Here is a 23034-nt window from a genome sequence, read left to right as displayed (position 1 = left end):
CGCATGTCTGATCTTCCCCGGAAGGCGGTCACCCGGACCGCCAAGTTGGCCGCGTTGCCGCTGGGCTTCGCGGGCCGGGCCACCTGGGGCCTCGGCAAGCGGATCGGCGGGAGGTCGGCGGAGCTCGTCGCCCGCGAGCTCCAGCAGCGCACGGCCGAGCAGTTGTTCAAGGTGCTCGGCGAGCTCAAGGGCGGAGCCATGAAGTTCGGGCAGGCGCTGTCCGTCTTCGAGTCGGCCCTCCCGGAGGAGGTTGCCGGGCCCTACCGGGCCGCGCTGACGAAGCTTCAGGACGCCGCGCCGCCGATGCCGACCCGCACGGTCCACGCCGTCCTGGAGGAGCGACTGGGCGCCGAATGGCGCGAGCTGTTCCTGGAGTTCGAGGACAAGCCGGCGGCGGCCGCCTCGATCGGCCAGGTCCACCGGGCCGTGTGGCACGACGGACGTGAGGTCGCGGTCAAGGTCCAGTACCCGGGCGCCGGAGAGGCACTGCTCTCGGACCTGGCCCAACTGAGCCGCTTCGCCCGGCTCCTCGGCCCGCTGATCCCGGGGATGGACGTCAAGCCTCTGATCACGGAGATGCGGGACCGGGTCTCCGAGGAGCTGGACTACGCCCTGGAGGCGGAGGCCCAGCAGAAGCACGCGGAGGAGTTCGCGGACGATCCCGGAGTGGTGGTGCCGGCCGTCGTGCACCGGGCCGAACAGGTCCTCGTCACCGAGTGGATGGACGGGATCCCGCTGGCCGAGGTGATCGCGGACGGCACGGAGGCCCAGCGGAACCGGGCCGGTCAGCTCCTCGCCCGCTTCCTCTTCTCCGGCCCCGCCCGCACGGGGCTGCTGCACGCCGACCCCCACCCGGGGAACTTCCGGCTGCTGCCCGGCGACGACGACGACCCGGAGAGCTGGCGCCTCGGCGTCCTCGACTTCGGCACCGTGGACCGGCTGCCGGGCGGGCTTCCTGAGACCATCGGCACATGTCTGCGGACGACCCTCGCCGGTGACGCCGAGACCGTCTACGAGCTGCTGCGCGCGGAGGGCTTCGTCAAGGAGTCCGTCGCGCTCGACCCGGACGCGGTCCTCGCCTACCTGCTGCCGATCATCGAGCCGGCCGAGGTGGAGGCCTTCGAGTTCAGCCGCGGCTGGATGCGGGCGCAGGCCGCGCGCATCGCCGATCCCCGCTCCCCCGCGCACCAGCTCGGCAAGCAGCTCAACCTCCCGCCGTCCTATCTCCTGATACACCGTGTGACGCTGAGCACGATCGGGGTGTTGTGCCAGCTCAACGCGACGGTTCGTCTCCGCGACGAACTCCACGACTGGCTCCCCGGCTTCCCCCCTCCACGCTGACCCGCCCGCACCCCGCGCCCACCCCGTGGGGGCCGCCGTGCGGGCGTGCGCACACCACTGTGCGGGCCCCCGCGCCCACCACCGTGTGCGTGCACCCACCGCCGTGTGCGTGCGCCCGGCTGCCGTGCGGCCCACGCCCCGCCCCGTGTGGGCCTTGCCCGTGTGGGCCTTCGCCTGCCGCCCGTGTGTGGGCCCGCGCCCCGCATGGGCTGTCGCCCACCGCACCCCCACCCCGTGTGGGCCTTCGCCCGCTGTCGTGTGGGCCTGCGCCCGCCGCGCCCTCGCCGCCGTGTGGGCCTTCGCCCGCCGCCGTGTGGGCCTTCGCCCCCGCCCCGTGTGGGCAATCGTCCCGCTGGGCGGGACGGGTGGGCACACGGGACGGCGCCCTCGGCGGCGCCTCCGCCCCTTGTGCCCTGGCCCGCACCCCCAAGTCCGGTGCGCACCGGGTGCGGGTCCGGGCGCGGAAGCCTGGGCCCGGCACGGGGCGCCGTCCGTTGTGCCCACCCGTTCCGCCCCAGCGGAACGATTGCCCACAACGGGGTGGGCGGGGCCCGCCCCGGCGGAACGATCGCCCACAACGCGCGGGACGCGGGTGATGGGCACCGCCCAGCGGAACGATGACCCACAACGCGGCGGGCGCGGGCGCAGCCCACAACGCGGGGCGCTGGTGGGGGCGGGTGGGCGCCGCTCCAGCGGAACGACTGCCCACGACGGGCGGGGGCGCGGCGCACGACGCGGGGGCGCGGGTGCAGCCCGCAGCGAGGGGGTGGGCCGCCACGGGGGCGGGACGATTGCACACGACGCGGCGGGCGCAGGCCCGGGGCGGGGGCTACCACCAGGTGGAGTTGAGGCGGGCTTCGATGGCTCGGAGGTTCTCACGGGCGCACGCGTCGCAGAAGTACTCGCGGCGACCGTTCTCCACGGAGCAGGTCCAGGTCACGGGAGGGGTATCGACGGTCCGGCCGCAGCGGGCGCAGGAGACGGGCTCCTCGGGAACACGTGCGTCGTTCACCCGCCGACGATAGCCCGGCCCGCGGTCACCGCGCGGACAACGCACCGCTGCGCCCCGGCAGGGGAAACGCGCCGCGGGGGCCGGTCCGGATGGACCGGCCCCCGCGGGGGCGTGTGGGTGGACCGGCCCCCGCGGGGGCGTGGGGGTGGTGGGGCGCCGGGCGGGACCGGCGCCCCAGGGGCACCGCACCGTCAGTGCATGACGGCCATGGCGAGCGCGCGGCGGGCGCGGAGCGACACGCGCTCGGCGCGGCGCTGCATGCGCCGAGCGGCGACCAGGCGCACGGCCTGGCGTTCCGCGTCGGCCTCGCGATGGCGCTCGTGCATATGGGCACGGGCCAGGGCTTCTGGGATGAGTTGCATTTCACGGGTCCTGTTCTGACGCGCGGTGTGCGCGGCGGCGGGGGAGAAGACTGGGGTAGCGGAGCCGAACGGCTCACCTGCGGACGAGGTCATCGGGGCCTGCTTCTGGGGATCGTGCGTGAGGGGGCGGTCGATGGTTCCGGTGGCGCTCATGCCGCGACCGGGTTCTTGCGCGGACGGCCACGGGGCCGCTTGCGGGCCACGACCACGCCCTGGACGAACAGCTCGCCACCCCAGACGCCCCAGGGCTCGCGCCGCTCCTTGGCGCCGGCCAGGCAGGCGGCGACCAGCGGACAGGTCTGGCAGAGGGACTTCGCGTACTCGACGTCGGCCGGGGACTCCGCGAAGAAGACCTCGGGGTCGTAGGTGCGACAGGGAACGGGGACGCCGAGGTTCTCGATGGCGTCGTCGAGCGCGGTGAGCGCGGTGAGGGGGATCAAAGCGGGGTCCTCCGTGAGGCCGGGCAGGGGGATCGAATCGGAATGCGGTACGGACGGGGCGTGCGCTTCGAGTTGCACGGTGGTCTTTCCTCGTCTGGTCGTTCCGGCCTGTTGGCCGGGGTTTCGGCTGGTACCGGGTGTTCTGTCCCGAGGCCCCTTCGCTCTGTCATCCCCGTTCGGGGACAAACAGAAGGGCCGCGGATCCCGGGTGGGGTTCCGCGGCCCTGAAGGCGCCTGTCTGATGCTGGATCAGACTGGATCACTCCAGGGTTCGAGCCCACGGAAGGCCCACATCGTGTGGTGGTGCATCGTCGTCTGCTGCTGGGTGCCGGCACCGGTCGCCGCAAAGCCATACGCCGTGGCCTTGCCTGCTGCTCCTGCTTCCAGTGCCTTGGTCGGTCGCTCATTGCGCGGCTCGACGGCGACCACACCGAGACCGGAGAGACCGGTGACGGGCAGGGCGGCGACGGGCAGACGGGTGCCAAGGAGAGCCGGGGCGGAGAAGCCGAGCGTGCAGGCGGAGACGGCCGAGCGATCGGTCATTTTGGCCGTGCCGAAGACGGCGTCGACGCTGACGAAGCTGGCGCTGCTGGTCTGAATGGTGCTGCTGATCACTGGAATCGCCTCCTCTCGGCGTCTCGGAGGGCTCGGTGCGAGCCGGACCCTCATATGTATTTGGACAAGTACAACACGAAGACAGGGCTTCGAAGAAGCCGCTGTTTCCGTGGTTAAGAACCTATGGGGCTTGACGGGGCAGGCGCAAACTATTTTCTCGACGAGTTTTCCTCAGATCTCGTCGGCGCCCACGCCTCCGTCCCCACCTGCGCAGATGGCCAGGACGTCGGCTCCGAAGCGGTCCAGCTTGCGGACGCCGACGCCGGCGATCGAGGCGAGCTCCCCGTCGGTGGCCGGGACCCGCTCGGCGATGGCCATGAGCGTCTTGTCGGTGAAGACGCAGTACGCGGGCTGGGCCAGCGCGCGCGCCTGCTCGGCACGCCAGTCGCGCAGCCGCTCGTACAGCGCCTCGTCCATGTCCGAGGGGCAGTCCTCGCAGCGCATGAGCTTCATCGCGCCCGCCTCGGTGAGCGTCGCGCCGCAGACCCGGCAGAGCACGGGGCCGCGGGCCTTGCGCCGGGCGGCGCCGCCGCCCCGCTCGATGCCGCCGGCCCTGGCGGCCGACGAGGAGCCGAGCCGTCCCGAGCCGGGGCGCAGACCCTTGAGGAAGTGGCTGGGGCGCCGGGAGGCGCGGCCGCCCGGGGAGCGGGAGAGCGCCCAGGAGAGCGTGAGGTGGAGGCGGGCGCGGGTGACGCCGACGTACAACAGGCGGCGCTCCTCCTCGACCTGCTCGTCGGTCTTGGCGTAGGTGATCGGCATCATGCCCTCGGTGAGGCCGACCAGGAAGACGGCGTCCCATTCGAGGCCCTTCGCCGCGTGGAGCGAGGCGAGGGTGACGCCCTGGACGGTGGGGGCGTGCTGGGCGGCGGCCCGCTCGTCGAGCTCGGCGACCAGGTCGGAGAGGGTGGCGCCGGGCTTGGCGAGGACGAAGTCCTCGGCGAGCCGGACGAGGGCGGCGAGCGACTCCCAGCGGTCGCGGGTGGCGCCGGAGCCCGCGGGCGGCTGGGTGGTCCAGCCCTTGGTGGACAGGACGGCCCTGACCTGGGCGGGCAGGTCCTCGGCGTCGTCGAGGAGGGAGTCGTTGCCCCCGGCGCGGGCCGCGCCGCGCAGGGCGACGCCGGCCTCCCTCACCTCCTGGCGTTCGAAGAAGCGCTCGGCGCCGCGGAGCTGGTAGGGCACTCCGGCGTCGGCGAGGGCCTGTTCGTAGACCTCGGACTGGGCGTTGATCCGGTAGAGGACGGCGATCTCGCCGGCCGGTACGCCGGCGGCGATGAGGTCGCGGATGCGGCGGGCGGTGCCCTCGGCCTCGGAAGGCTCGTCGGCGTACTCCGTGTAGGCCGGCTCGGGGCCGGGGTCGCGCTGGGAGATCAGCTCCAGGCGGTGCTCGGCGGCCCGGCCGCGGGCCTGGCCGAGCAGCCCGTTGGCGAGGTGGACGACCTGCGGGGTGGAGCGGTAGTCGCGGACCAGCTTGACCACCGTGGCGCCGGGGTGGCGGGTGCGGAAGTTCAGCAGGTGGTCGGGGGTGGCGCCGGTGAAGGAGTAGATGGTCTGGCTGGCGTCGCCGACGACGCAGAGGTTGTCGCGGTCGCCGAGCCAGAGGTCGAGCAGGCGCTGCTGGAGTGGGGAGACGTCCTGGTACTCGTCGACCACGAAGTGCTGGTACTGGCGGCGGATCTGGTCGGCGATGTCGTGCCGGTCCTGGAGGATGCCGACGGTGAGCAGCAGCACGTCCTCGAAGTCGATCACCGAGCGGTCGCGCTTCAGCTGCTCGTACATGGCATAGATCTGGCCAATCTCGGCCGGGTCGCGGGGGGCGTCCCGGACGGATTTGGCGACGACTGCCGGGTAGTCGGCGGGGACCGTCTGGGTGACCTTGGCCCATTCGATCTCGCCGGTGACGTCCCTGAGCTCGTTTCTGTCGAGGCGGACGCGACAGCGGGCGGCGGCCTCGGCGACGAGCTGGACCTTGCGCTCCAGGAGCCGGGGCAGGTCACCACCGACGGCTTTCGGCCAGAAGAACTGGAGCTGGCGGAGGGCCGCGGAGTGGAAGGTGCGGGCCTGGACCCCGCCGGCGCCGAGCTGCCGGAGCCGCCCGCGCATCTCGCCGGCGGCGCGGTTGGTGAACGTGACGGCCAGCACACTGGAGGGCTGGAGGACGCCCGCCCGCACGCCGTACGCGATCCGGTGCGTGATGGCCCGCGTCTTGCCCGTGCCGGCACCCGCGAGGACGCACACCGGACCGGTCAGGGCCAGCGCGACCTCGCGCTGCTCCGGGTCGAGCCCGTCGAGCACCGCGTCGGCCGTCTCCGGGACCTGCGGGAAAAGAGTGGAATGCGTTGCTGCTGTCACTCCGCCATGCTGCCAGGTTCGGCGGGGTCGGCGCGGAGGGCCGTCCACAGGCGGGTGGTCCCGGTCATACGAATTCCGGGAATGGGCGGCCGGGGACGTACGTTCTCCTTCTCGGCACCCGTCAGCGAACAAGAGGAGCGCCTCGCCATGCAGGGCACTGTGACGATGTACAGCACCACGTGGTGCGGCTACTGCCGTCGGCTGAAGAGCCAGATGGACCGCGAGGGCATCGCGTACACCGAGATCAACATCGAGCTGGACGCCGACTCGGCCGCGTTCGTCGAGAAGGCCAACGGCGGCAACCAGACCGTGCCGACCGTCCTGTTCCCGGACGGCTCGACGCTGACGAACCCCTCGCTCGCGCAGGTCAAGCAGAAGATCGGCGTCTGACCGGCTGCCCAGCGGCGCGTCCGAACCCCCGACCGGCGACCGTCCGGCCGGGGGTTCGCCGTTCCCGCGGCCGGGCGGTGGCGGTCAGGACCGACAGGGCGGGGCGCTCGTCGTCGTACGAGACCTGCCCCGGGTCGTCCTACGGGTCCCGCGCCCTGTCCGGCGTCGCGCCGGCGGCGTCAGACCACGTCGCCGGGCTTGGGCAGCGGCTTGCCGTACCAGCGCTCGATCAGCCGGGAGGCGATCGAGATGCCGTACGGGGGCACCACCTCGCCCGACTCGAAGGCGGCGGTCAGGTCGTCGCGGGAGAACCAGCGGGCCTCGTGTATCTCCTCGCCGTCCACGTCGATCTCCGAGGAGGTGGCGCGGGCGAAGAAGCCGAGCATAAGGCTGGACGGGAACGGCCAGGGCTGGCTGGCGATGTACTCGACCTCGCCGATGGTGACGCCGGCCTCCTCGAAGACCTCGCGGACGACCGCCTGCTCGATGGACTCGCCGGGCTCGACGAAGCCGGCGAGGGTGGAGAAGCGCCCCTCGGGCCAGTGGACCTGGCGGCCGAGCAGCGCCCGGTCCTGGTCGTCGGTGACGAGCATGATCACCGCGGGGTCGGTGCGCGGGTAGTGCTCGGCGCCGCAGGCCTGACAGCGGCGGACGTGGCCGGCGGCGGCGATGACCGTGCGCTCGCCGCAGCGCGAGCAGAAGCGGTGGAGGCGCTGCCAGTTCTCCAGGGCGACGGCGTGCACCATGAGGCTTGCGTCCCGGTCCGACAGCAGCAGCCCGGCCTCGCGCAGTCCGGCGGGGCGGGCGGACTGGTCCATGCGGCCGGGCAGGGAGTCCTTCTGCAGGGCGAAGTAGGAGACGCCGTCGGCGTCCGTGCCCAGGAAGTAGCGGTGGGTCTCGGTGACGGGCGCCTCGAACGCCGGGGTCATGACGAGCTCGGTCGTGCCGTCGGGCCGGTCGTCGATCAGCACCTGGCCGCCGGAGACCACGAAGACCCGGGTCGTCGGGTGGCTCCAGGCCGCCGCGAGCCATGCCTCGTCGAGGCGGTGGTGGGCGGCCCGGTCGATGCCGCTCGGGGCGGTGAGCGAGATCGGGCGGTCCGCGGACGCGTTGTTCAAGGTGCTCACAGGTGCTTCCAACTCCCCCGGATCGGTGTGTGGGTTCAGCGCTCGGTGGCGAGGGCCTGGGCGGCGGACAGGTCGCCCCACAGGTGCGCCGTCGTCTCGACGCCCTTCATGAGGAGATCGAGCTCGATCTTCTCGTTGGGGGCGTGCCAGCCGTCGGACGGGACGGAGATGCCGAGGAACAGGACGGGTGCGTCCAGGACGTCCTGGAGGTCGGCGGCGGGTCCGGAGCCGCCCTCGCGGGTGTAGCGCACCTTGGCGCCGTCGAAGGCCTTGCTCATGGCCCCGGCCACCGCCTTGAGGGCGGGGTGCCCGAGGGGGGTGAGGCAGGGGCGGGTCGGGGCACCGAAGACGATCTCGTACCGGATGCCGGCCGGGACGAGTCCGGCGAGCCAGTCCCGTACGGCGAGCTCGATCTTGGCCGGGTCCTGGCCGGCGACCAGCCGGAACGACAGCTTGAGCTGGGCGGAGGCGGGGACGATCGTCTTGCCGCCGGGGCCCTGGTAGCCGCCCCCGATGCCGTTGACCTCGGCGGTGGGGCGGGCCCAGACGCGCTCCAGGGTGGAGAAGCCGGCCTCGCCGAGGGTGCCGTGGGACTTGGCCGTCCGCAGCCAGGCCTCCTCGTCGAAGGGCAGCTCGGCGACGAGGGCCCGCTCGGCGTCGGAGAGCTCGGTCACCCCGTCGTAGAAACCGGGGATCGCCACGTGCTCGTGCTCGTCGTGGAGGGCGGCGACGATCCGGCCCGCGACGGTCGCCGGGTTGGGGACGGCGCCGCCGAAGGAACCGGAGTGGATGTCCTGGTCGGGGCCGTACAGCTCGATCTCGCAGTCGGCGACCCCGCGCATGCCTGTGCACACGGTGGGGGTCGTCTCGGACCACATGCCGGTGTCGGAGACGATCACGGCGTCGGCGGCGAGGCGCTGGGCCCGCTCCTCGACCAGGGCGCGGAAGTGCGGGGAGCCCGACTCCTCCTCGCCCTCGACGATCAGCTTCAGGTTGACGGCGGGCGACGTGCGGCCGGTGACGGCGAGGTGGGCGCGGACGCCGAGCGTGTGGAAGAACACCTGGCCCTTGTCGTCGGCCGCCCCGCGCGCGTACATCCGGCCGTCCACCACGGTCGGCTCGAAGGGGTCGGTGTGCCAGCCGTCCTCACGGGCCGCCGGCTGGACGTCGTGGTGGCCGTAGACGAGGACGGTCGGGGCGTCCGGGTCCTCGGAGGGCCACTCGGCGAAGACGGCCGGGGCGCCGTCGGTCTCCCACACCTCGACGGTGGTGAAGCCGGTCTCGGTGAGCTTGGCGGCGAGCCACTCGGCACTGCGCCGGACGTCACCGGCCCGGTCGGGCCGGGCCGACACCGACGGGATGCGCAGCCACTCGGCGAGGTCGTCGAGGAAGGCGGCACGGTGCTGGTCGATGTACGTGCGTACGGCGTGGACGGCGCTGTCCGGGGTCTCGCTCATGCCTCCGAGCCTATCCGGCGTCCGGGGGTGCCCCGCCCAGCAGGATGGCCTCCAGCTCGGCCCGGCCCGGCAGACGGGCGGGGCGGGCCACCTCACCCGTACGGACGTACACGAAGGCGGCGGCCACCTCCTCGGGCGGAAGGCCGTGCTGCTCGGCCCACGCGAGCCGGTACAGGGCGAGCTGCAGCGGGTCTGCGGTGCGGTGCCGGCTGGTCTTCCAGTCGACGATCTCGTACGCGCCGGTGTCCGGGTCCCGGTAGACGGCGTCGATCCTGCCCCGGACGACCCGGCCGCCGAGCGAGAGGTGCACGGGGACCTCCACGCGGTACGGGGTGCGGTGGCCGTACGGGGTCCGGGCGAAGGCCTCCTTCAGCTCGTCGAGGTCCCGCTCGTCGAGGATCTCGGGCTCGCCCGCGAAGTCCTCGCCGCCGGGGAGGTCCTCCGGGCCGAGGAACGGCAGCGGCAGCTCCTCGAAACGGGACTCCACCCACGCGTGGAAGCGGGTGCCCCGGCGCGCGGCCGGCTGCGGGGGCTTCGGCATCGGGCGGGCCAGCTCCTGGGCGAAGCCGTCCGGGTCCTCGGCGAGCCGGAGGACCTGGGAGGCGGAGAGGTACGCCGGGAGGAGGACGTCGCGGGTGGTGGCGCGGGCGCGGCGGAGTTCGGTGGTGAGGGAGGTGAGGTCGCGGTCCCAGGACGCGATGGTCCGGGCGTCCTCGGGGGTGAGGTCGGGAGCGGCCTCGGAGTACGGCTCCGAGGACGGGGCCCCGGGCTTCCTGGGCGCCGGGACCGCGTCCGCGTGGGTGTCTTCGGGGAGGGCCTCCTCGTCCTCGTCCCAGACGGGTTCTTCCTCCTCCGGCCAGAGTTCCCGGGGGTCCGGGTCCCGAGGATCCGGGTCCCGGGGGTCGGGCGCCGTGCGCGGGGGGTTGTGGCCGCTGGTTCCGCCCTGCGGAACGGTGGCCCGCAACCGGGTCAGCACCTGCTCGGCCGCCTCCCTGCGGCGGGTCAGGGCCTCGCTGTCCAGCGGGAGGGGCCAGGACCGGTCCTCACCCGCGCCGGCGAGGACCGGGTTCTCCGCGTCCGGTTCGGGGTCGGCGGCCCAGGACTCGATGTCGCCGTGGCCCAGGGCGCAGTGGTCGTACAGGGCGCGGAGGAAGTCGGAGGGTCCGCGGGGCTTCTTCTGGGAGGGGCCCCACCAGTGGGCGGAGCCGAGGAGGAGGGAGCGGGGGCGGGTGAAGGTGACGTAGCCGAGGCGGAGTTCCTCGGTGTGCTGGTGGTCCCGCATGTCGTTCTTGAAGGACGTGAGGGACTTGGCGTCCCAGGTGTCGATCCGCGGCAGCGTGGGCGCGTCGCCGCGCAGCGCGTGCGGGAGGACCTGGGGCTGGGAGGTCCAGGACTCGCGGGACCGGGTGCTGGGGAACTGGCCGGTGACCAGGCCGGGGACGGCGACGACGTCCCATTCGAGGCCCTTGGACTTGTGCGCGGTGAGGACCTTGACGGTGTTCTCGCCACCGGGGAGGGCGCTGTCGAGGCCCTTCTCGAACTGGACGGCCGTGCGCAGGAAGCCCAGGAAGGCGAGCAGGCTCGCCTCGCCGTCGAGGGAGGCGAAGCCGGCGGCGATGTCGAGGAACTGGCCGAGGGTCTCGCGGCGGCGGGCGGCCAGCGCGTGCGGGGAGGCGGAGAGCTCGACCTCGAGGCCGGTGGCGGCGAGGACGCGGTGCAGGACGTCCATGAGGGGGTCGGCGAGCGAGGTGCGCAGGGAGCGCAGCTCGGTGGCGAGGCGCGCGAAGCGGACCCGGGCCTCGGCGGAGAAGGCCAGGCCGTCGTCGGCGCCGCCGGAGCCGAGGAAGGTGTCGAGGGCGTCGGCGAGGGAGACGACCTCGGCCGGGTCCACGCCCTCGACGGCGGCGGCGAGCCGCTGCTCGGGGTCGCCGTCGTCGCCGCCCCGGTGGACGAGGAGGCGGGCGCGGCGGCCGAGGAGGGCGAGGTCGCGGGGGCCGATGCGCCACCGGGGGCCGGTGAGGAGGCGGACCAGGGCGGCGTTGGCCCCGGGGTCCTGGAGGACCTCGCAGACGGCGACGAGGTCGGCGATCTCGGGGAGGTGGAGGAGGCCGGAGAGGCCGACGACCTCGACGGGGACGTCGCGGGCGACGAGGGCCGCGTGGATGGCGGGGAAGTCGGTGGCCGTCCGGCACAGGACGGCGATCTCGCCGGGCTCGCGGCCGGTGCGGACGAGGTGGGCGAGGGAGTCGGCCAGCCAGTCGATCTCCTCGGCGTGGGTGGGGAGCAGCGCGATCCGTACGCTGCCGTCCCGCTCGGCGCCCGGGGCGGGCCGCAGCGCCTCCACGCCCGCGTGCATGGCGCGCAGGGGTGCGGCGAGGCCGTTGGCGAGGTCGAGGAGGCGGCCGCCGCTGCGCCGGTTCTCGGAGAGGGAGTAGCGGTCGGCGGGGCGGCCGTCGGCGTGCGGGAAGTGCTCGGGGAAGTCGTCCAGGTTGGCGACGGAGGCGCCGCGCCAGCCGTAGATGGCCTGGCAGGGGTCGCCGACGGCGGTGACGGCGTGCCCGGTGGGCCGGCCCTGGGTGCTTTGGCCGAAGAGTCCGGAGAGGAGGAGCCGCTGGGCGACGGAGGTGTCCTGGTACTCGTCGAGGAGGACGACCCGGAACTCCTCGCGCAGGATCTCGCCGACCTCGGGCCGGGTGGTGGCGAGCTCGGCGGAGCGGGCGATCTGGTCGCCGAAGTCGAGGAGGTCGCGGGAGCGTTTGGCCGCGCGGTAGCGGACGACGAGGTCGAGGAGCTCGCGGCGGGCGGCGGCGGCCTCGGGGACCTTGCGGAGCTCGGCGTTGCCGAGCCTGGCGCCGGCGAGGGCGGTGAGCAGCTCGGAGTCGTACGCGTGGAGCGTCTCGGGCCGTACGAGGTGCTCGGCGAGCTCGGCGTCGAGGGCGAGGAGGTCGGTGATGAGGGTCGGGAAGGACCGGGTGAGGGCGGGATACGGGCCGGGGGCCTCGCGGAGCACGCGTGCGGCGAGCTGGTAGCGGGTGGCGTCGGCGAGGAGCCGGGAGGTGGGTTCGAGGCCGATGCGGAGGCCGTGGTCGGTGAGGAGCTGTCCGGCGAAGGCGTGGTACGTGGAGATGCGGGGCTCGCCGGGCGGATCGTCCGGGTCGATGACGTCGGGGTCGGTGACGCCGGCGCGGACGAGGGCGATGCGGACGCGCTCGGCGAGTTCGCCGGCGGCCTTGTTGGTGAAGGTGAGGCCGAGGACCTGCTCGGGGGCGACCTGGCCCGTGCCGACCAGCCAGACCACCCGGGCGGCCATGACCGTCGTCTTGCCGGAGCCGGCTCCGGCCACGACGACGTGCGGCGCGAGCGGCGCGGTGATGCAGGCCGTCTGCTCCGGGGTGAACGGGATGCCGAGAAGCTCCTTGAGCTGCTCGGGGTCGGTGATGCGTGCGGTCATCCCAGAGAGGCTAACGGGGCGGGCCGACATTCCGGACCGGACCGCTCTCAGCCGGGGTCTCCCGGGTGGTCAGGCGGGTGTGCCCTGGTCGAGCCTCGACAGGTCCACCGTCTCGTCGGCGGGCGGGACCTTCACCACGACCGGCTTGTCGTAGTCGGAGAGGACCATCGAGCCGGGTTCGTCACCGCCCGTCTTGACCATCTTGCGGATGTGGGGCTTGCCCTCCTGGGAGACGGACACGGTGGTGGTCTCGCCGCCGTCCTTCTTCACCAGGGTGGCGACGGGGGTGCCGTCGACCTCGGCGTCCGGTCCGCGGGTCATTCCGCTGCGCTCGTCCTTGTCCTCGCCGAGGTCGGCGAGGAGCGACTTCAGGTCGCAGACGCTGCCGAGGTCGTCGCTGCCCGCCTGTCCCGGGGCGATCTTCAGCCAGCGGCCCTTGAGCAGCTCGATCGTGGCGTCGATCTGCGCCTCGGGCATGCCCTGGGAGGTCATGGACGCCCGCCAGAAGGTCTCGTCGCCCTTCATGTACGTGATGTCGTCGACCTTGCGCAGTTCGGCGGTGCCGCCCTGGATCCGCATGAGGCCGGTGCACCGTTCCTGGTCGTCGACGGCGAAGTCGATGTCGACGGGCTGTCCGTCCGTGACGACCCGGCCGGTCATGCGGAGCGAGGTCGCGGACTGGGTCGCGGTGACGGCCCGGTCCGCGATCTCGTCGGCGGGGACCCCGGCGAAGGGGTCGGGCGAGGGTGCGACGGCGACGGCGGCACGTGGCGGGCCGCCGTCCGTCGCCCAGGCCGCCGACGCGGGACCCGCGACGACGGCGACCGCGCAGACGACGGCCGCGGCGCGGAGCTTTCGGTGGGAGTGGGACGTCATGCGAGCCTCCTCGCTGATTCCCCCGGGCCGTCTCACCAGGGTCGCCCCGCGCGCGCGTGCCCGCTACTCCTGCGGTGCGGGCGGCCGGTCCGTCAGAGGGCGCCCTTCATGAGCTCCGCCATGTCCACGGTCTGGTCGGCCGGCGGGACGGTGACGGTGACCGGCTTGTCGAAGTCGCTCAGGTCGACGGTGCCCGGGTCGTCGCCGCCGGTGGTCACGACGCGGAGGACGTACGGCTTGGCGGCGTCCTTGGCGACGTAGAAGGTCGTGGTCTCGGCCTTGTCCTTCTTGCTGAGCACGGCGGCGGGCTTGCCGTCGACGTCGGCGTCGGCCTCGCGGGTCATGCCCTTGCGCGGCGTCTCCTCGTCCATGTCCTTGACGATCTGCTTCAGGTCGCAGAACGCGCCGGCGCCGCCCTCGCCCGCGCCGCTCTCGTTCGGCATCTCCAGCCAGCGGCCCTTGAGCATCGCGGACATGGAGTCGGACTCCTCCGCGGAGGCGCCCTCCTCGCCGCCGGAGGACTTCCAGAAGGCGTCGTCGCCCTTCATGTAGCTGGTGCCGCCGGTGCCGACGATCTCGGCGCTGCCGCCCTTGGTGCCCTTCATCGTGCCCTGGCAGTTGCCCTTGTCGTCGACGGAGAACTCGACTGTCATCTCCTCGCCGTCGGTCTTGCCGGTGCCCTGCATGCGGAAGGAGGTGGCGCCCTTGGTGGTCTCGACCGCCTTGTCGGCGATGGCGTCGGCGGTGAGACCCGCGAACGGGTCGGCGGCCTTCTCCTCGCCCTTGGAACAGCCGGTGGCACCCGCGACCACGGCCACACAGACCGTCGCCACAGCCCAGAGCTTCCTGTTGGCCCTCATTGCGCGTTCTCCTCACAGCCGTCCCGGACGGCGGTTTTCACAGCTTGTCTTGACGACGCCTTTACGCGGACGTCGCGGAGACATGGACGGGTGAGGCCGAGCAAAGGATGCACGGGGAGGAACGTGACGCTCCGCACAAAGCACCGGGAGGTGTCAGTCGACGACCTGGCGGCCTTCCGGCTGGGCGCTGCACGAGGCCCGGAAGGCGCAGGTGGTGCAGTGCCGGCCGGTGCTGGGGGTGAACCGTTCGTCGAGGACCCGGCCGGCCGCGGTGGCGAGCAGCTCGCCGACCCACTCCCCCGCCAGGGGCTGCTGGGCCTGCACCTTCGGCAGGGCGTCGCCGCCCTCCTTCTGCGGGGCGGCCTGCCGGAGCTGGACGAGTTCGGCGCCGCCGGGTTCGGGGCGCCGGCCGTCGAAGACCTCGTCGAGGGCGCCTTCCCGGACCGCGAGCTGGTAGACGGCGAGCTGCGGGTGGTGGGCGACCTCGTCGCGGGTGGGGGCGGACTTGCCGGTCTTGAAGTCGACGACGTACGCGCGCCCGTGCTCGTCGGTCTCGACGCGGTCCATGGAGCCGCGGATGCGGACCTCGTACTCCCCCGCCTCCAGGGTCACGTCGAAGCCGTGCTCGGAGGCGGCGGGGGTGCGGCCGCCGCGGTCCATGACGTGCCAGCGCAGGAAGCGTTCGAGGGCCACGCGCGCGTGGCCCTTCTCCTGCGCCGACTTCCAGGGCGCGTCGAAGGCGAGGGCGTCCCAGACGGAGTCCAGGCGGGCCATGAGGACGTCGAGGTCCGCGGGAGTGCGGCCGGAGGCGACCTCGTCGGCGAGGACGTGGACGACGTTGCCGAAGCCCTGGGCGGCGGTGGCCGGCGCTGCGGCCTTCACCTCCCGGCCGAGGAACCACTGGAGGGAACAGCCGCCGACGAGGTTCTCCAGGGAGCTCGGCGACAGCGCCACGGGCCGGTCGCGCTCGCGCAGCGGCTCGGGGCCGCGCGTCGGCTCGAACAGGCCCCACCAGCGGTCCGGGTGCGCGGCCGGGACGAGCGGCTGGCCGTCGTCGTCGGTGAGCGCGGCGAGGTCGGCGAGCCGCTGGGCGGCCGCGTCGCGCAGGGCGGGCGAGGCGGCCGGGTCGACGGTGGTGGCGCGCAGCTCGGCGACCAGGGCGGAGACGGCGAGGGGGCGGCGGGGGCGGCCGGGGACGTCCTTCGGCTCGGCGCCGAGCTCGGCGAGGAAGCGGGACGGCTGGTCGCCGTCCTCCGCGGCGGCCTTCACGGCGGTGACGACGAGCCGGTCACGCGCGCGCGTGGCGACCACGTAGAAGAGGCGGCGCTCCTCGGCGAGGAGGGCGCCGGGGGTGAGGGGTTCGGCGAGGCCGTCGCGGCCGATGCGGTCGGCCTCCAGCAGGGAACCGCGTCTGCGCAGGTCGGGCCAGAGGCCCTCCTGCAGGCCGGCGACGACCACGAAGCCCCATTCGAGGCCCTTGGAACGGTGGGCGGTCATGAGACGGACGGCGTCGGGCCGGGTGTGGCGGCGGGTGAGGGTGTCCGCGGCGATGTCCTGGGCGTCGAGCTCCTCCAGGAAGTTGAGGACGCCGCGGCCTCCGACGCGTTCCTCGGCGCGGGCGGCCGTCTCGAAGAGGGCGCAGACGGCGTCGAGGTCACGGTCGGCGTTGCGGCCCGCGGGGCCGCCGCGGAGGGCCGCGCGTTCCAGGCGGCCGGGCCAGGGGGTGCCGTTCCACAGCACCCAGAGGGCCTCCTCGGCGGTGCCGCCCGCGCCGAGGAGCGTACGGGTCTCCTGGAGGAGGTCGCCGAGCCGCTTGACGCCGCGGGCGTACGCCGGGTCGTGGACGGCGAGCCGCTCGGGTTCGGCGAGGGCTCGGGCGAGGAGGACGTCGGAGGGGGGCGGGACCTTGTTGCCGGCGGCGCGTTCCTCGTCGCGCAGGGCGCGGCCGAGGCGCCGGAGGTCGGCGGGGTCGACGCCGGCGAGGGGGGAGGCGAGGAGTTCGAGGGCGGTGTCCACGGGGAGCCAGGTGCGGGTGCCGTCCGGCCGCGCGTGGGCGGACTCCGGCGCGGGGTGCGCTTCGGCGGGCTCCGGCTCCGGCCGCGCTTCGGCGCTCGGCTCGTGGGGTGCGGGGTGCGCTTCGGCGCCGCCCGCCGCCGCGTCGGGCCCAGGCACGGCCTCACCCCCCGCCGCGTCGGACCCCGGCGCGGCCTCGCCCGCCGCCGGGCCCGCCACCGAGTCGGTCGAGACCGCGCGGAGGGCGAGGAGGAGGGGGGCGACGGCGGGTTCGTGTCGGAGGGGGGTGTCGGCGGCGTCGGTCTCGACCGGGACGCCGGCGGAGGTGAGGGCGCGGCGGAGGGAGGGGAGGGAGGCGGCGGCGCGGGTGAGGACGGCCATGTCCTGCCAGGGGACGCCGTCCTCGAGGTGGGCGCGGCGGAGGAGGTCGGCGATGTTCTCGGCCTCCGCGGAGGCGGTGGGGTAGGTGTACGCCTCCGCCCGGCCGCCGTCCCGGACGGGCGCGAGGTCGCGGTGGGCGCGGACCTTGTCGGCGGGGAGCCGGGGCATCGGCATCCGCTGGGCGAGCTGCCGGGTGGCGCCGAGGAGCCGGGCGCCGGAGCGGCGGGAGGTGCCGAGGACGCGGACGGGGGCGCCGCCGAAGGTGGCGGGGAAGTCGAGGATGCCGTTCACGTCGGCGCCGCGGAAGGCGTAGATGGACTGGTCGGGGTCGCCGAAGGCGACGACGTCGCTCCGGCCGCCGCCCGCGAGCGCGTGCAGGAGGCGGACCTGCGCCGGGTCGGTGTCCTGGTACTCGTCGACGTAGACGGCGTCGTAGGCGGGCAGGGCGACGTTCCCGGCGAGCAGGACGGCCCGGTGGACGAGCTCCGTGTAGTCGAGGACGCCCTGGAGGTCGAGGACGTCGAGGTACTCGGCGAGGAAGCCGGCGGCGGCCTTCCAGTCCGGTCGGCCGACCCGCTCCGCGAAGCGGGCGAGGGCGTCGGGGCCGAGGCCGAGTTCGCGGGAGCGCGCGAGGACGGCCCGCACCTCGTCGGCGAAGCCGCGGGTGGTGAGGCAGGCGCGCAGTTCGTCGGGCCAGCCGACGCGTCCGAGGCCGGCCTTCTCCAGGTCGATCTGGCCGGCGAGCAGTTCGCGTACGGCGAGGTCCTGCTCGGGTCCGGAGAGCAGCCGGAGGGGTTCGGCGAAGAGTTCGGCGTCCTGGTGGGCGCGGATCAGGGCGTAGCAGTAGGAGTGGAAGGTGGTCGCCTGGGGCGGACGGCGGCCGCCGAGCCGGGCCGCCATGCGGTCGCGGAGTTCGACGGCGGCCTTGCGGCTGAAGGTGAGGACGAGGAGGCGTTCGGGGTCGGCGCCGGCCTCCATGCGGGCGGCGACGGCCTCGACCAGCGTCGTCGTCTTGCCGGTGCCGGGTCCGGCGAGGACGAGGAGCGGTCCGCCGCGGTGCTCAACCACCTGCCGTTGGGCTGCGTCCAGCTGAGGGGGATCCTGCGGGGCCGGCGTGGTGCGCACCAGTCGGTACGCGCCAGGGGTCCGCTGCCGGCCCGCACCCGGGTACGGCTGTCCCTGGTACGGCGGCGTACGCCGGGTGGTGGAGGAGGTGCTCACGTGGATCGCCGGTCCTGGTGGGTGTGGTGGTGCGGGTGAGGCGGCCGTGTGCCGTGGCCACCGCCTCGGGGTGCGCCCCGGGTGCCGGCCGGCAGGCCGCCTCGCGAGTCGTCCCGGAAGCCGGCCGTGCGGCCGCCCCGCGGGTCGCGCACGCCGACGTTACGCGAAGCGGGCCGCCCACGAGCCGTACTCCGGGCGGCGTCCACCCCCGTGGGGCCGTCCCGCCCGGGTCTTCCTGGGGCGCGGCCTCAGGTGTGAGTTCCGGCACCTCCGCCGGTGCCCGGGTGGTCGCCCGGGGTCGGATCCGGGCGGCCGTCCCAGCGGGCCCGCCGCATGTCGATCCGGGGTACGTGTCCGTCGGCCGCGGGGCCGGCCGCGCGCAGCGGGGTCCCCTCGTCACGGTAGTGGCCGAGGGCCCGCAGCTCGTGACCGGGGAGGAGGGTGCCGTCCGCCCGGACGACGCGCCACCACGGTGCGGAGCCGCCGTAGAGGGCCATGACGCGGCCCACCTGGCGCGGCCCGCCCTCGCCCAGCCATTCGGCCACGTCGCCGTAGGTCATGACCCGGCCGGGCGGGATCCCGTCGGCGACGTCGAGCACCCGCTCCGCGTACTCGGGCAGTTCTCCGGTCTCCCCCACGGGTTCCTCCACGCTCATCCGCCCCATCCTGCCTCACCCCACCGACATGGCCCTGATGCCTCCGCGCGGCGGCTCTTCGTGCCACCATCGTCCGGGCGGTGACTGGTGATACGAGATCAAGAGCGACAAGTACAAGAAAAAGAACGTGATCGACGAGAAGCGCGCGAAGAGACGGACAGGGTGATGGGGCAGGACACGCAGCCTCCCGAGGAGGGCGAGGCCGACGTGCCCGAGCGGGTGTCCGGGGACGAGCCGCTGCTCGCCGCCCGCGTCCACCGGCCCTCCGACCTGATGCGGCTGCTCGTCGGCCTGCTCGCCATCGGCCTCGTCATCGCCGTCGCGGCGTTCGCCCACGCCACGACCTCGGGCCTGGAAGAGGACATCAACAAGGGCGCCGTCGGCGCTCCCGACGTCTTCGTCAAGATCGCCGGTCTCGTCTCCTCGATCGCCGTCCTGCTCGTCCCGGTCGCCTTCGCCATCGAGCGGCTGATCAAGCGCGACGGGCTGCGCATCGCGGACGGCGTGCTCGCCGCCGTCCTCGCCCACGGCGTCACCCTGGCCATCGACCTCTGGGTCGCCCAGGCCGCGCCCGGCACCATCCAGGACGCGCTGACCCAGCCGCAGTCCGGCGGCGGCCTCACCGACCCGGTGCACAACTACCTCGCGCCCGTGATCGCGTACATGACCGCCGTCGGCATGGCCCGCAGGCCGCGCTGGCGGGTGTCGCTGTGGGCGGTGCTGCTGCTCGACGCGTTCACGATGCTGGTGGCCGGCTACACCACCGCCCTGTCGATCATCCTGACCGTCCTGATCGGCTGGACGGTGGCGTACGGCACGCTGTACGCGGTCGGCTCCCCCAACGTCCGGCCCACCGGGCAGACGCTCCTCGCCGGCCTGCGCCGGGTCGGCTTCCGGCCGGTGACGGCGCTGCGCGCGGAGGGCGTGCCGGACTCGGCGGACAGCGGGGACCGCGGCCGCCGCTACATCGTGACGCTGGAGGACGGGCCGCCGCTGGACGTCACCGTCGTCGACCGGGAGCAGCAGGCGCACGGCTTCTTCTACCGGGCGTGGCGGCGGATCACCCTGCGGACGATCACCACCCGGCGGTCGATCGTGTCGCTGCGCCAGGCACTGGAGCAGGAGGCGCTCCTCGCGTACGCGGCGATCGCCGCCGGGGCGAACGCGCCGAAGCTGATCGCCACCTCGGAGCTCGGTCCGGACGCGGTGATGCTCGTGTACGAGCACATCGGCGGCCGGAGTCTGGACTCGCTGGACGACGACGAGATCACCGACGAGCTGGTCAGCAGCGCCTGGCGGCAGGTCCGGGCGCTGCAGTCGCGCCGGATCGCGCACCGCAGGCTGACGGGCGACGCGATCTTGGTGGATCGTTCCGGCAGGGTGATCCTCACGGATCTGCGCGGCGGTGAGATCGCGGCGGGCGATCTGATCCTGCGGATGGACATCGCGCAGCTGCTCACCACCCTCGGTCTGCGGGTGGGGGCCGAGCGGGCGGTCACCGCGGCCGTCGGCGTCCTCGGCCCGGACACCGTCGCCGACTGCCTGCCGCTGCTCCAGCCGATCGCGCTGAGCCGCTCCACGCGCGCGACGCTGCGGAAGCTGGCGCGCGAGCGGTCGGCCCGCGAGCGGGAGGCCGTGCTCGCGGCCTCCGAGGCGGCCAAGCACGAGCGGGAGCTGGCGAAGGCGGAGGCCTCGGCCGCGGCGGACCGGAAGGACGTGCGGGCCGAGACGAAGGCCGAGAAGAAGGCGGACAAGAAGGCCGAGAAGCGGGCCCTCGACACGGCGCTCGACGAGGCGCGCGAGGAGGACCTGCTCGCCCAGATCCGCCGGCAGGTGCTGCTGATCCGCCCGCAGGCCCCGGTGGAGCCGGTCCGCCTGGAGCGGATCAAGCCGCGGACCCTGGTCAGCCTCATCGCCGGCGCGGTCGCCGCGTACTTCCTGCTGTCGCAGGTCGCCCGGACGCCGCTGTCGACGATCAGCCAGGCCGACTGGCGCTGGGTGGCGGCCGCCGTGCTGTTCTCGGCGCTCAGCTACGTGGCGGCGGCGATGAGCCTGCTGGGCTTCGTGCCGGAGCGGGTCGGCTTCTGGCGGACGGTGGTGGCGCAGGTCGCCGGCTCGTTCGTGAAGATCGTCGCCCCGGCGGCGGTCGGCGGTGTCGCCCTGAACACCCGCTTCCTCCAGCGCGGCGGCGTGCGCCCGGGACTCGCGGTGGCGAGCGTCGGCGCCTCGCAGCTGTTCGGGCTCGGGGCGCACATCCTGCTGCTGCTCTCCTTCGGCTATCTGACGGGCACGGAGAAGTCGCAGTCGTTCACCCCGTCGAGGACGGTCATCGCCGGCCTGCTGACGGTCGCGGTGCTCGTCCTGGTGGTGACGGCGATCCCGTTCATGCGCAAGTTCGTGTCGACGCGGCTGCGCTCGCTGTTCGCGGGCGTGGTGCCGCGCATGCTGGACGTGCTCCAGCGGCCGATGAAGCTGCTGACCGGCATCGGCGGGATGCTGCTGCTCACCGGCCTGTTCGTCCTCTGTCTGGACGCCTCGATCCGGGCGTTCAGCCACGGCGACCAGACCATCAGCTACGCCAGCGTCGCCGTCGTCTTCCTCGCGGGCAACGCGCTCGGCTCGGCGGCGCCGACGCCGGGCGGCGTCGGCGCGGTCGAGGGCGCGCTGACCTTCGGTCTGGTCGCGGTGGGCCTGCCGCTGGAGGTCGCCACCCCGGCGGTGCTCCTGTACCGCCTGCTCACGCTCTGGATCCCGGTCCTGCCGGGCTGGCTCTGCTTCAACTGGCTGACGAAGCGCGAGGCGCTGTGACGGAGATCCGGGCCCTGTAGGAGGAACCCGCGGGGGCACCCGGTTGGACCTCCGTCCCGCGCGGGCGGGCGGGCGGCGGCCCACGATGGGCGTATGCCGATCTCCGCCGCGCAGCGCGCCGCTCTGCTCACCGCCACCACCGTGCTGCTCGCCGCCGGGTGCTCGGACGGGGGAGACGAGGCGGGGGACGCGACGAAGCCGAGCGGCACCGGCCTCTCGGCGCTGACGTCGCAGAAGCTGTCCTGGGCGCCCTGCCCGCCGCCGTCGGCCGCCGAGGGCGGCGGGGCGGCCCCCTCCCCGCTCCCGGGCGGCACCGCCTGGGAGTGCTCCTTCCTCCAGACGCCCCTCGACTGGTCGGCGCCGGAGGGCGAGACCATCGAGCTCGCCCTCATCCGGGCCAGGGCCAAGGACAGCTCCCGGCGGATCGGTTCGCTCGTCTTCAACTTCGGCGGGCCCGGCGGCTCCGGCATCACGGCGCTGCCGAGCTTCGCGGGCGACTACGAGACCCTGCGCGACCGCTACGACCTGGTGTCGTTCGACCCGCGCGGGGTGGGCCGCAGCGATCCGGTCGAGTGCGCCACGGACAAGGAGCTCGACGCGTACTACGCCCTGGACTTCACGCCCGACGACGAGGCCGAGGAGCGGACCCTCTCGGACGCGCAGAAGAAGTACGCGACCGGGTGCGAGAAGGACGCGGGCGCGGCCCTGCCGCACGTCGGGACAGAGAACGCCGCCCGGGACATGGATTTGATGCGTCAGGTGCTCGGCGACGACAAGCTGCACTACTTCGGCATCTCGTACGGCACCGAACTCGGCGGCGTGTACGCCCACCTGTTCCCGTCGAACGTCGGCCGTGCCGTCTTCGACGCCGTCGTCGACCCGGACGCGGGCGTCGAGGACGGCGCCCTCGGCCAGGCGAAGGGCTTCCAGCTGGCCCTGGACAACTTCGCCCAGGACTGCGTCGACCGCGGCGACGAGTGCACCCTGCCGGGCACCACGGTCGCCGAGATCGAGTCCTTCATCACGGACCTCCTGGCGAAGCTGGACAAGCAGCCGATCCCGGGCATCGGCAACCGGAAACTCACCCAGACGCAGGCCACCAACGGCATCGCGCAGGCGCTGTACTCGAAGGAGTACTGGACGTTCCTGGAGCAGGGTCTCGACGCGGCGGACGGCGGCGACGGCGCGATCCTCATGAACCTGTCCGACGCGCTGCTCGGGCGCAGCGAGACCGGCTCCTACAGCAACATCCAGGCCGCGAACGCCGCCATCAACTGCGTCGACTTCAAGGAGCGCTACACCCTCGGCCAGGCGAAGGAGCGGCTCCCGCAGTTCCGCGAGGCCTCCCCCGTCTTCGGCGACTTCATGGGCTGGGCGCTCGCCAGTTGCTCGCAGTGGCCGGTGCCCGGCCTCTGGGAGCACCCGGACGTGTCCGCGTCCGGGTCGGCGCCGATCCTGGTGGTCGGCAACACCGGCGACCCGGCCACGCCGTACGAGGGCGCCCGCTCGATGGTGAACGCGCTCGGCAAGGGCGTCGGCGTGGAGCTGACGTACGAGGGCGAGGGCCACGGTGCCTACAACGGCGGCGACGCGTGCGTGAAGAAGGCGGTGGACGCCTACCTCCTGGACGGCAAGGTGCCGGCCTCCGGGACCGTCTGCAAGTAGCCGCCCGCCT

16 protein-coding genes are annotated in these 23034 nt (G+C 73.7%); 4 read left to right on the top strand and 12 right to left on the bottom strand.

The genetic code is table 11. The features are described from left to right. Positions 1-3 precede the first annotated feature (3 nt). Complete coding sequence (locus tag AC067A_RS01095) at positions 4-1341, top strand: ABC1 kinase family protein (RefSeq protein WP_478612761.1); 1338 nt, start codon at positions 4-6, stop codon at positions 1339-1341. Positions 1342-2170: 829 nt separating this feature from the next. On the opposite strand, the gene AC067A_RS01090 is transcribed toward AC067A_RS01095, so the two are convergent. The 5 genes from AC067A_RS01090 to AC067A_RS01070 all read right to left on the bottom strand — a co-directional run bounded on the left by AC067A_RS01090 (position 2171) and on the right by AC067A_RS01070 (position 6119). Further along, on the bottom strand, positions 2171-2353 hold the full coding sequence (locus AC067A_RS01090; RefSeq protein ID WP_478612758.1) for a hypothetical protein: 183 nt from the start codon (positions 2351-2353) through the stop codon (positions 2171-2173). Between the two features lie 191 nt (positions 2354-2544). Next, a complete protein-coding gene (locus tag AC067A_RS01085; protein ID WP_017239985.1) occupies positions 2545-2868 on the bottom strand; it encodes a hypothetical protein in 324 nt (107 codons plus the stop codon). Continuing rightward, positions 2865-3233, bottom strand: coding sequence for a WhiB family transcriptional regulator (locus AC067A_RS01080; protein ID WP_478612755.1), 369 nt, complete (start codon positions 3231-3233; stop codon positions 2865-2867). The genes AC067A_RS01085 and AC067A_RS01080 overlap by 4 nt, the downstream gene beginning before the upstream one ends. A 171-nt stretch (positions 3234-3404) precedes the next feature. Then, complete coding sequence (locus AC067A_RS01075; RefSeq protein ID WP_478612752.1) at positions 3405-3770, bottom strand: hypothetical protein; 366 nt, start codon at positions 3768-3770, stop codon at positions 3405-3407. Between the two features lie 171 nt (positions 3771-3941). Then, on the bottom strand, positions 3942-6119 hold the full coding sequence (locus AC067A_RS01070) for an ATP-dependent DNA helicase UvrD2 (protein WP_478612749.1): 2178 nt from the start codon (positions 6117-6119) through the stop codon (positions 3942-3944). A gap of 147 nt (positions 6120-6266) precedes the next feature. On the opposite strand from AC067A_RS01070, the gene AC067A_RS01065 reads away from it, so the two are divergent. Beyond that, complete coding sequence (locus AC067A_RS01065; protein WP_017239981.1) at positions 6267-6509, top strand: mycoredoxin; 243 nt, start codon at positions 6267-6269, stop codon at positions 6507-6509. 179 nt (positions 6510-6688) lie between these two features. Here AC067A_RS01065 and nudC read toward each other — a convergent pair whose 3' ends face one another. The 7 genes from nudC to AC067A_RS01030 form a co-directional block, all read right to left on the bottom strand. Continuing rightward, complete coding sequence (gene nudC / locus AC067A_RS01060) at positions 6689-7636, bottom strand: NAD(+) diphosphatase (RefSeq protein ID WP_478612746.1); 948 nt, start codon at positions 7634-7636, stop codon at positions 6689-6691. Between the two features lie 35 nt (positions 7637-7671). Beyond that, positions 7672-9093, bottom strand: coding sequence for a dipeptidase (locus AC067A_RS01055; protein ID WP_478612744.1), 1422 nt, complete (start codon positions 9091-9093; stop codon positions 7672-7674). 10 nt (positions 9094-9103) lie between these two features. After that, a complete protein-coding gene (locus AC067A_RS01050) occupies positions 9104-12544 on the bottom strand; it encodes a UvrD-helicase domain-containing protein (protein WP_478612741.1) in 3441 nt (1146 codons plus the stop codon). Positions 12545-12613: 69 nt separating this feature from the next. Then, entirely contained in the window at positions 12614-13420 is an 807-nt protein-coding gene (locus AC067A_RS01045) for a hypothetical protein (RefSeq protein WP_478612738.1), read from the bottom strand. A 92-nt stretch (positions 13421-13512) separates the two neighbouring features. Continuing rightward, positions 13513-14280: a hypothetical protein gene (locus tag AC067A_RS01040; protein ID WP_478612735.1), complete on the bottom strand. Its 768-nt coding sequence runs from the start codon at positions 14278-14280 to the stop codon at positions 13513-13515. Between the two features lie 153 nt (positions 14281-14433). After that, positions 14434-17895 (bottom strand): ATP-dependent helicase, encoded by a 3462-nt coding sequence (locus tag AC067A_RS01035; protein WP_478612733.1) that lies wholly within the window; start codon positions 17893-17895, stop codon positions 14434-14436. 248 nt (positions 17896-18143) lie between these two features. Continuing rightward, complete coding sequence (locus tag AC067A_RS01030) at positions 18144-18560, bottom strand: MGMT family protein (RefSeq protein ID WP_478612730.1); 417 nt, start codon at positions 18558-18560, stop codon at positions 18144-18146. A gap of 156 nt (positions 18561-18716) precedes the next feature. Between AC067A_RS01030 and AC067A_RS01025 the strand changes: the two genes are divergently transcribed. Then, on the top strand, positions 18717-21359 hold the full coding sequence (locus tag AC067A_RS01025) for a lysylphosphatidylglycerol synthase domain-containing protein (RefSeq protein WP_478612727.1): 2643 nt from the start codon (positions 18717-18719) through the stop codon (positions 21357-21359). A gap of 93 nt (positions 21360-21452) precedes the next feature. Continuing rightward, positions 21453-23024: an alpha/beta hydrolase gene (locus AC067A_RS01020; protein ID WP_478612724.1), complete on the top strand. Its 1572-nt coding sequence runs from the start codon at positions 21453-21455 to the stop codon at positions 23022-23024. The last annotated feature ends 10 nt before the right edge of the window (positions 23025-23034 follow it).

The organism is Streptomyces sp. NPDC043176 (assembly GCF_056436715.1).
Note: the sequence above shows the minus strand (reverse complement) of the source record. Positions and strands in the feature narration are given on the sequence as shown.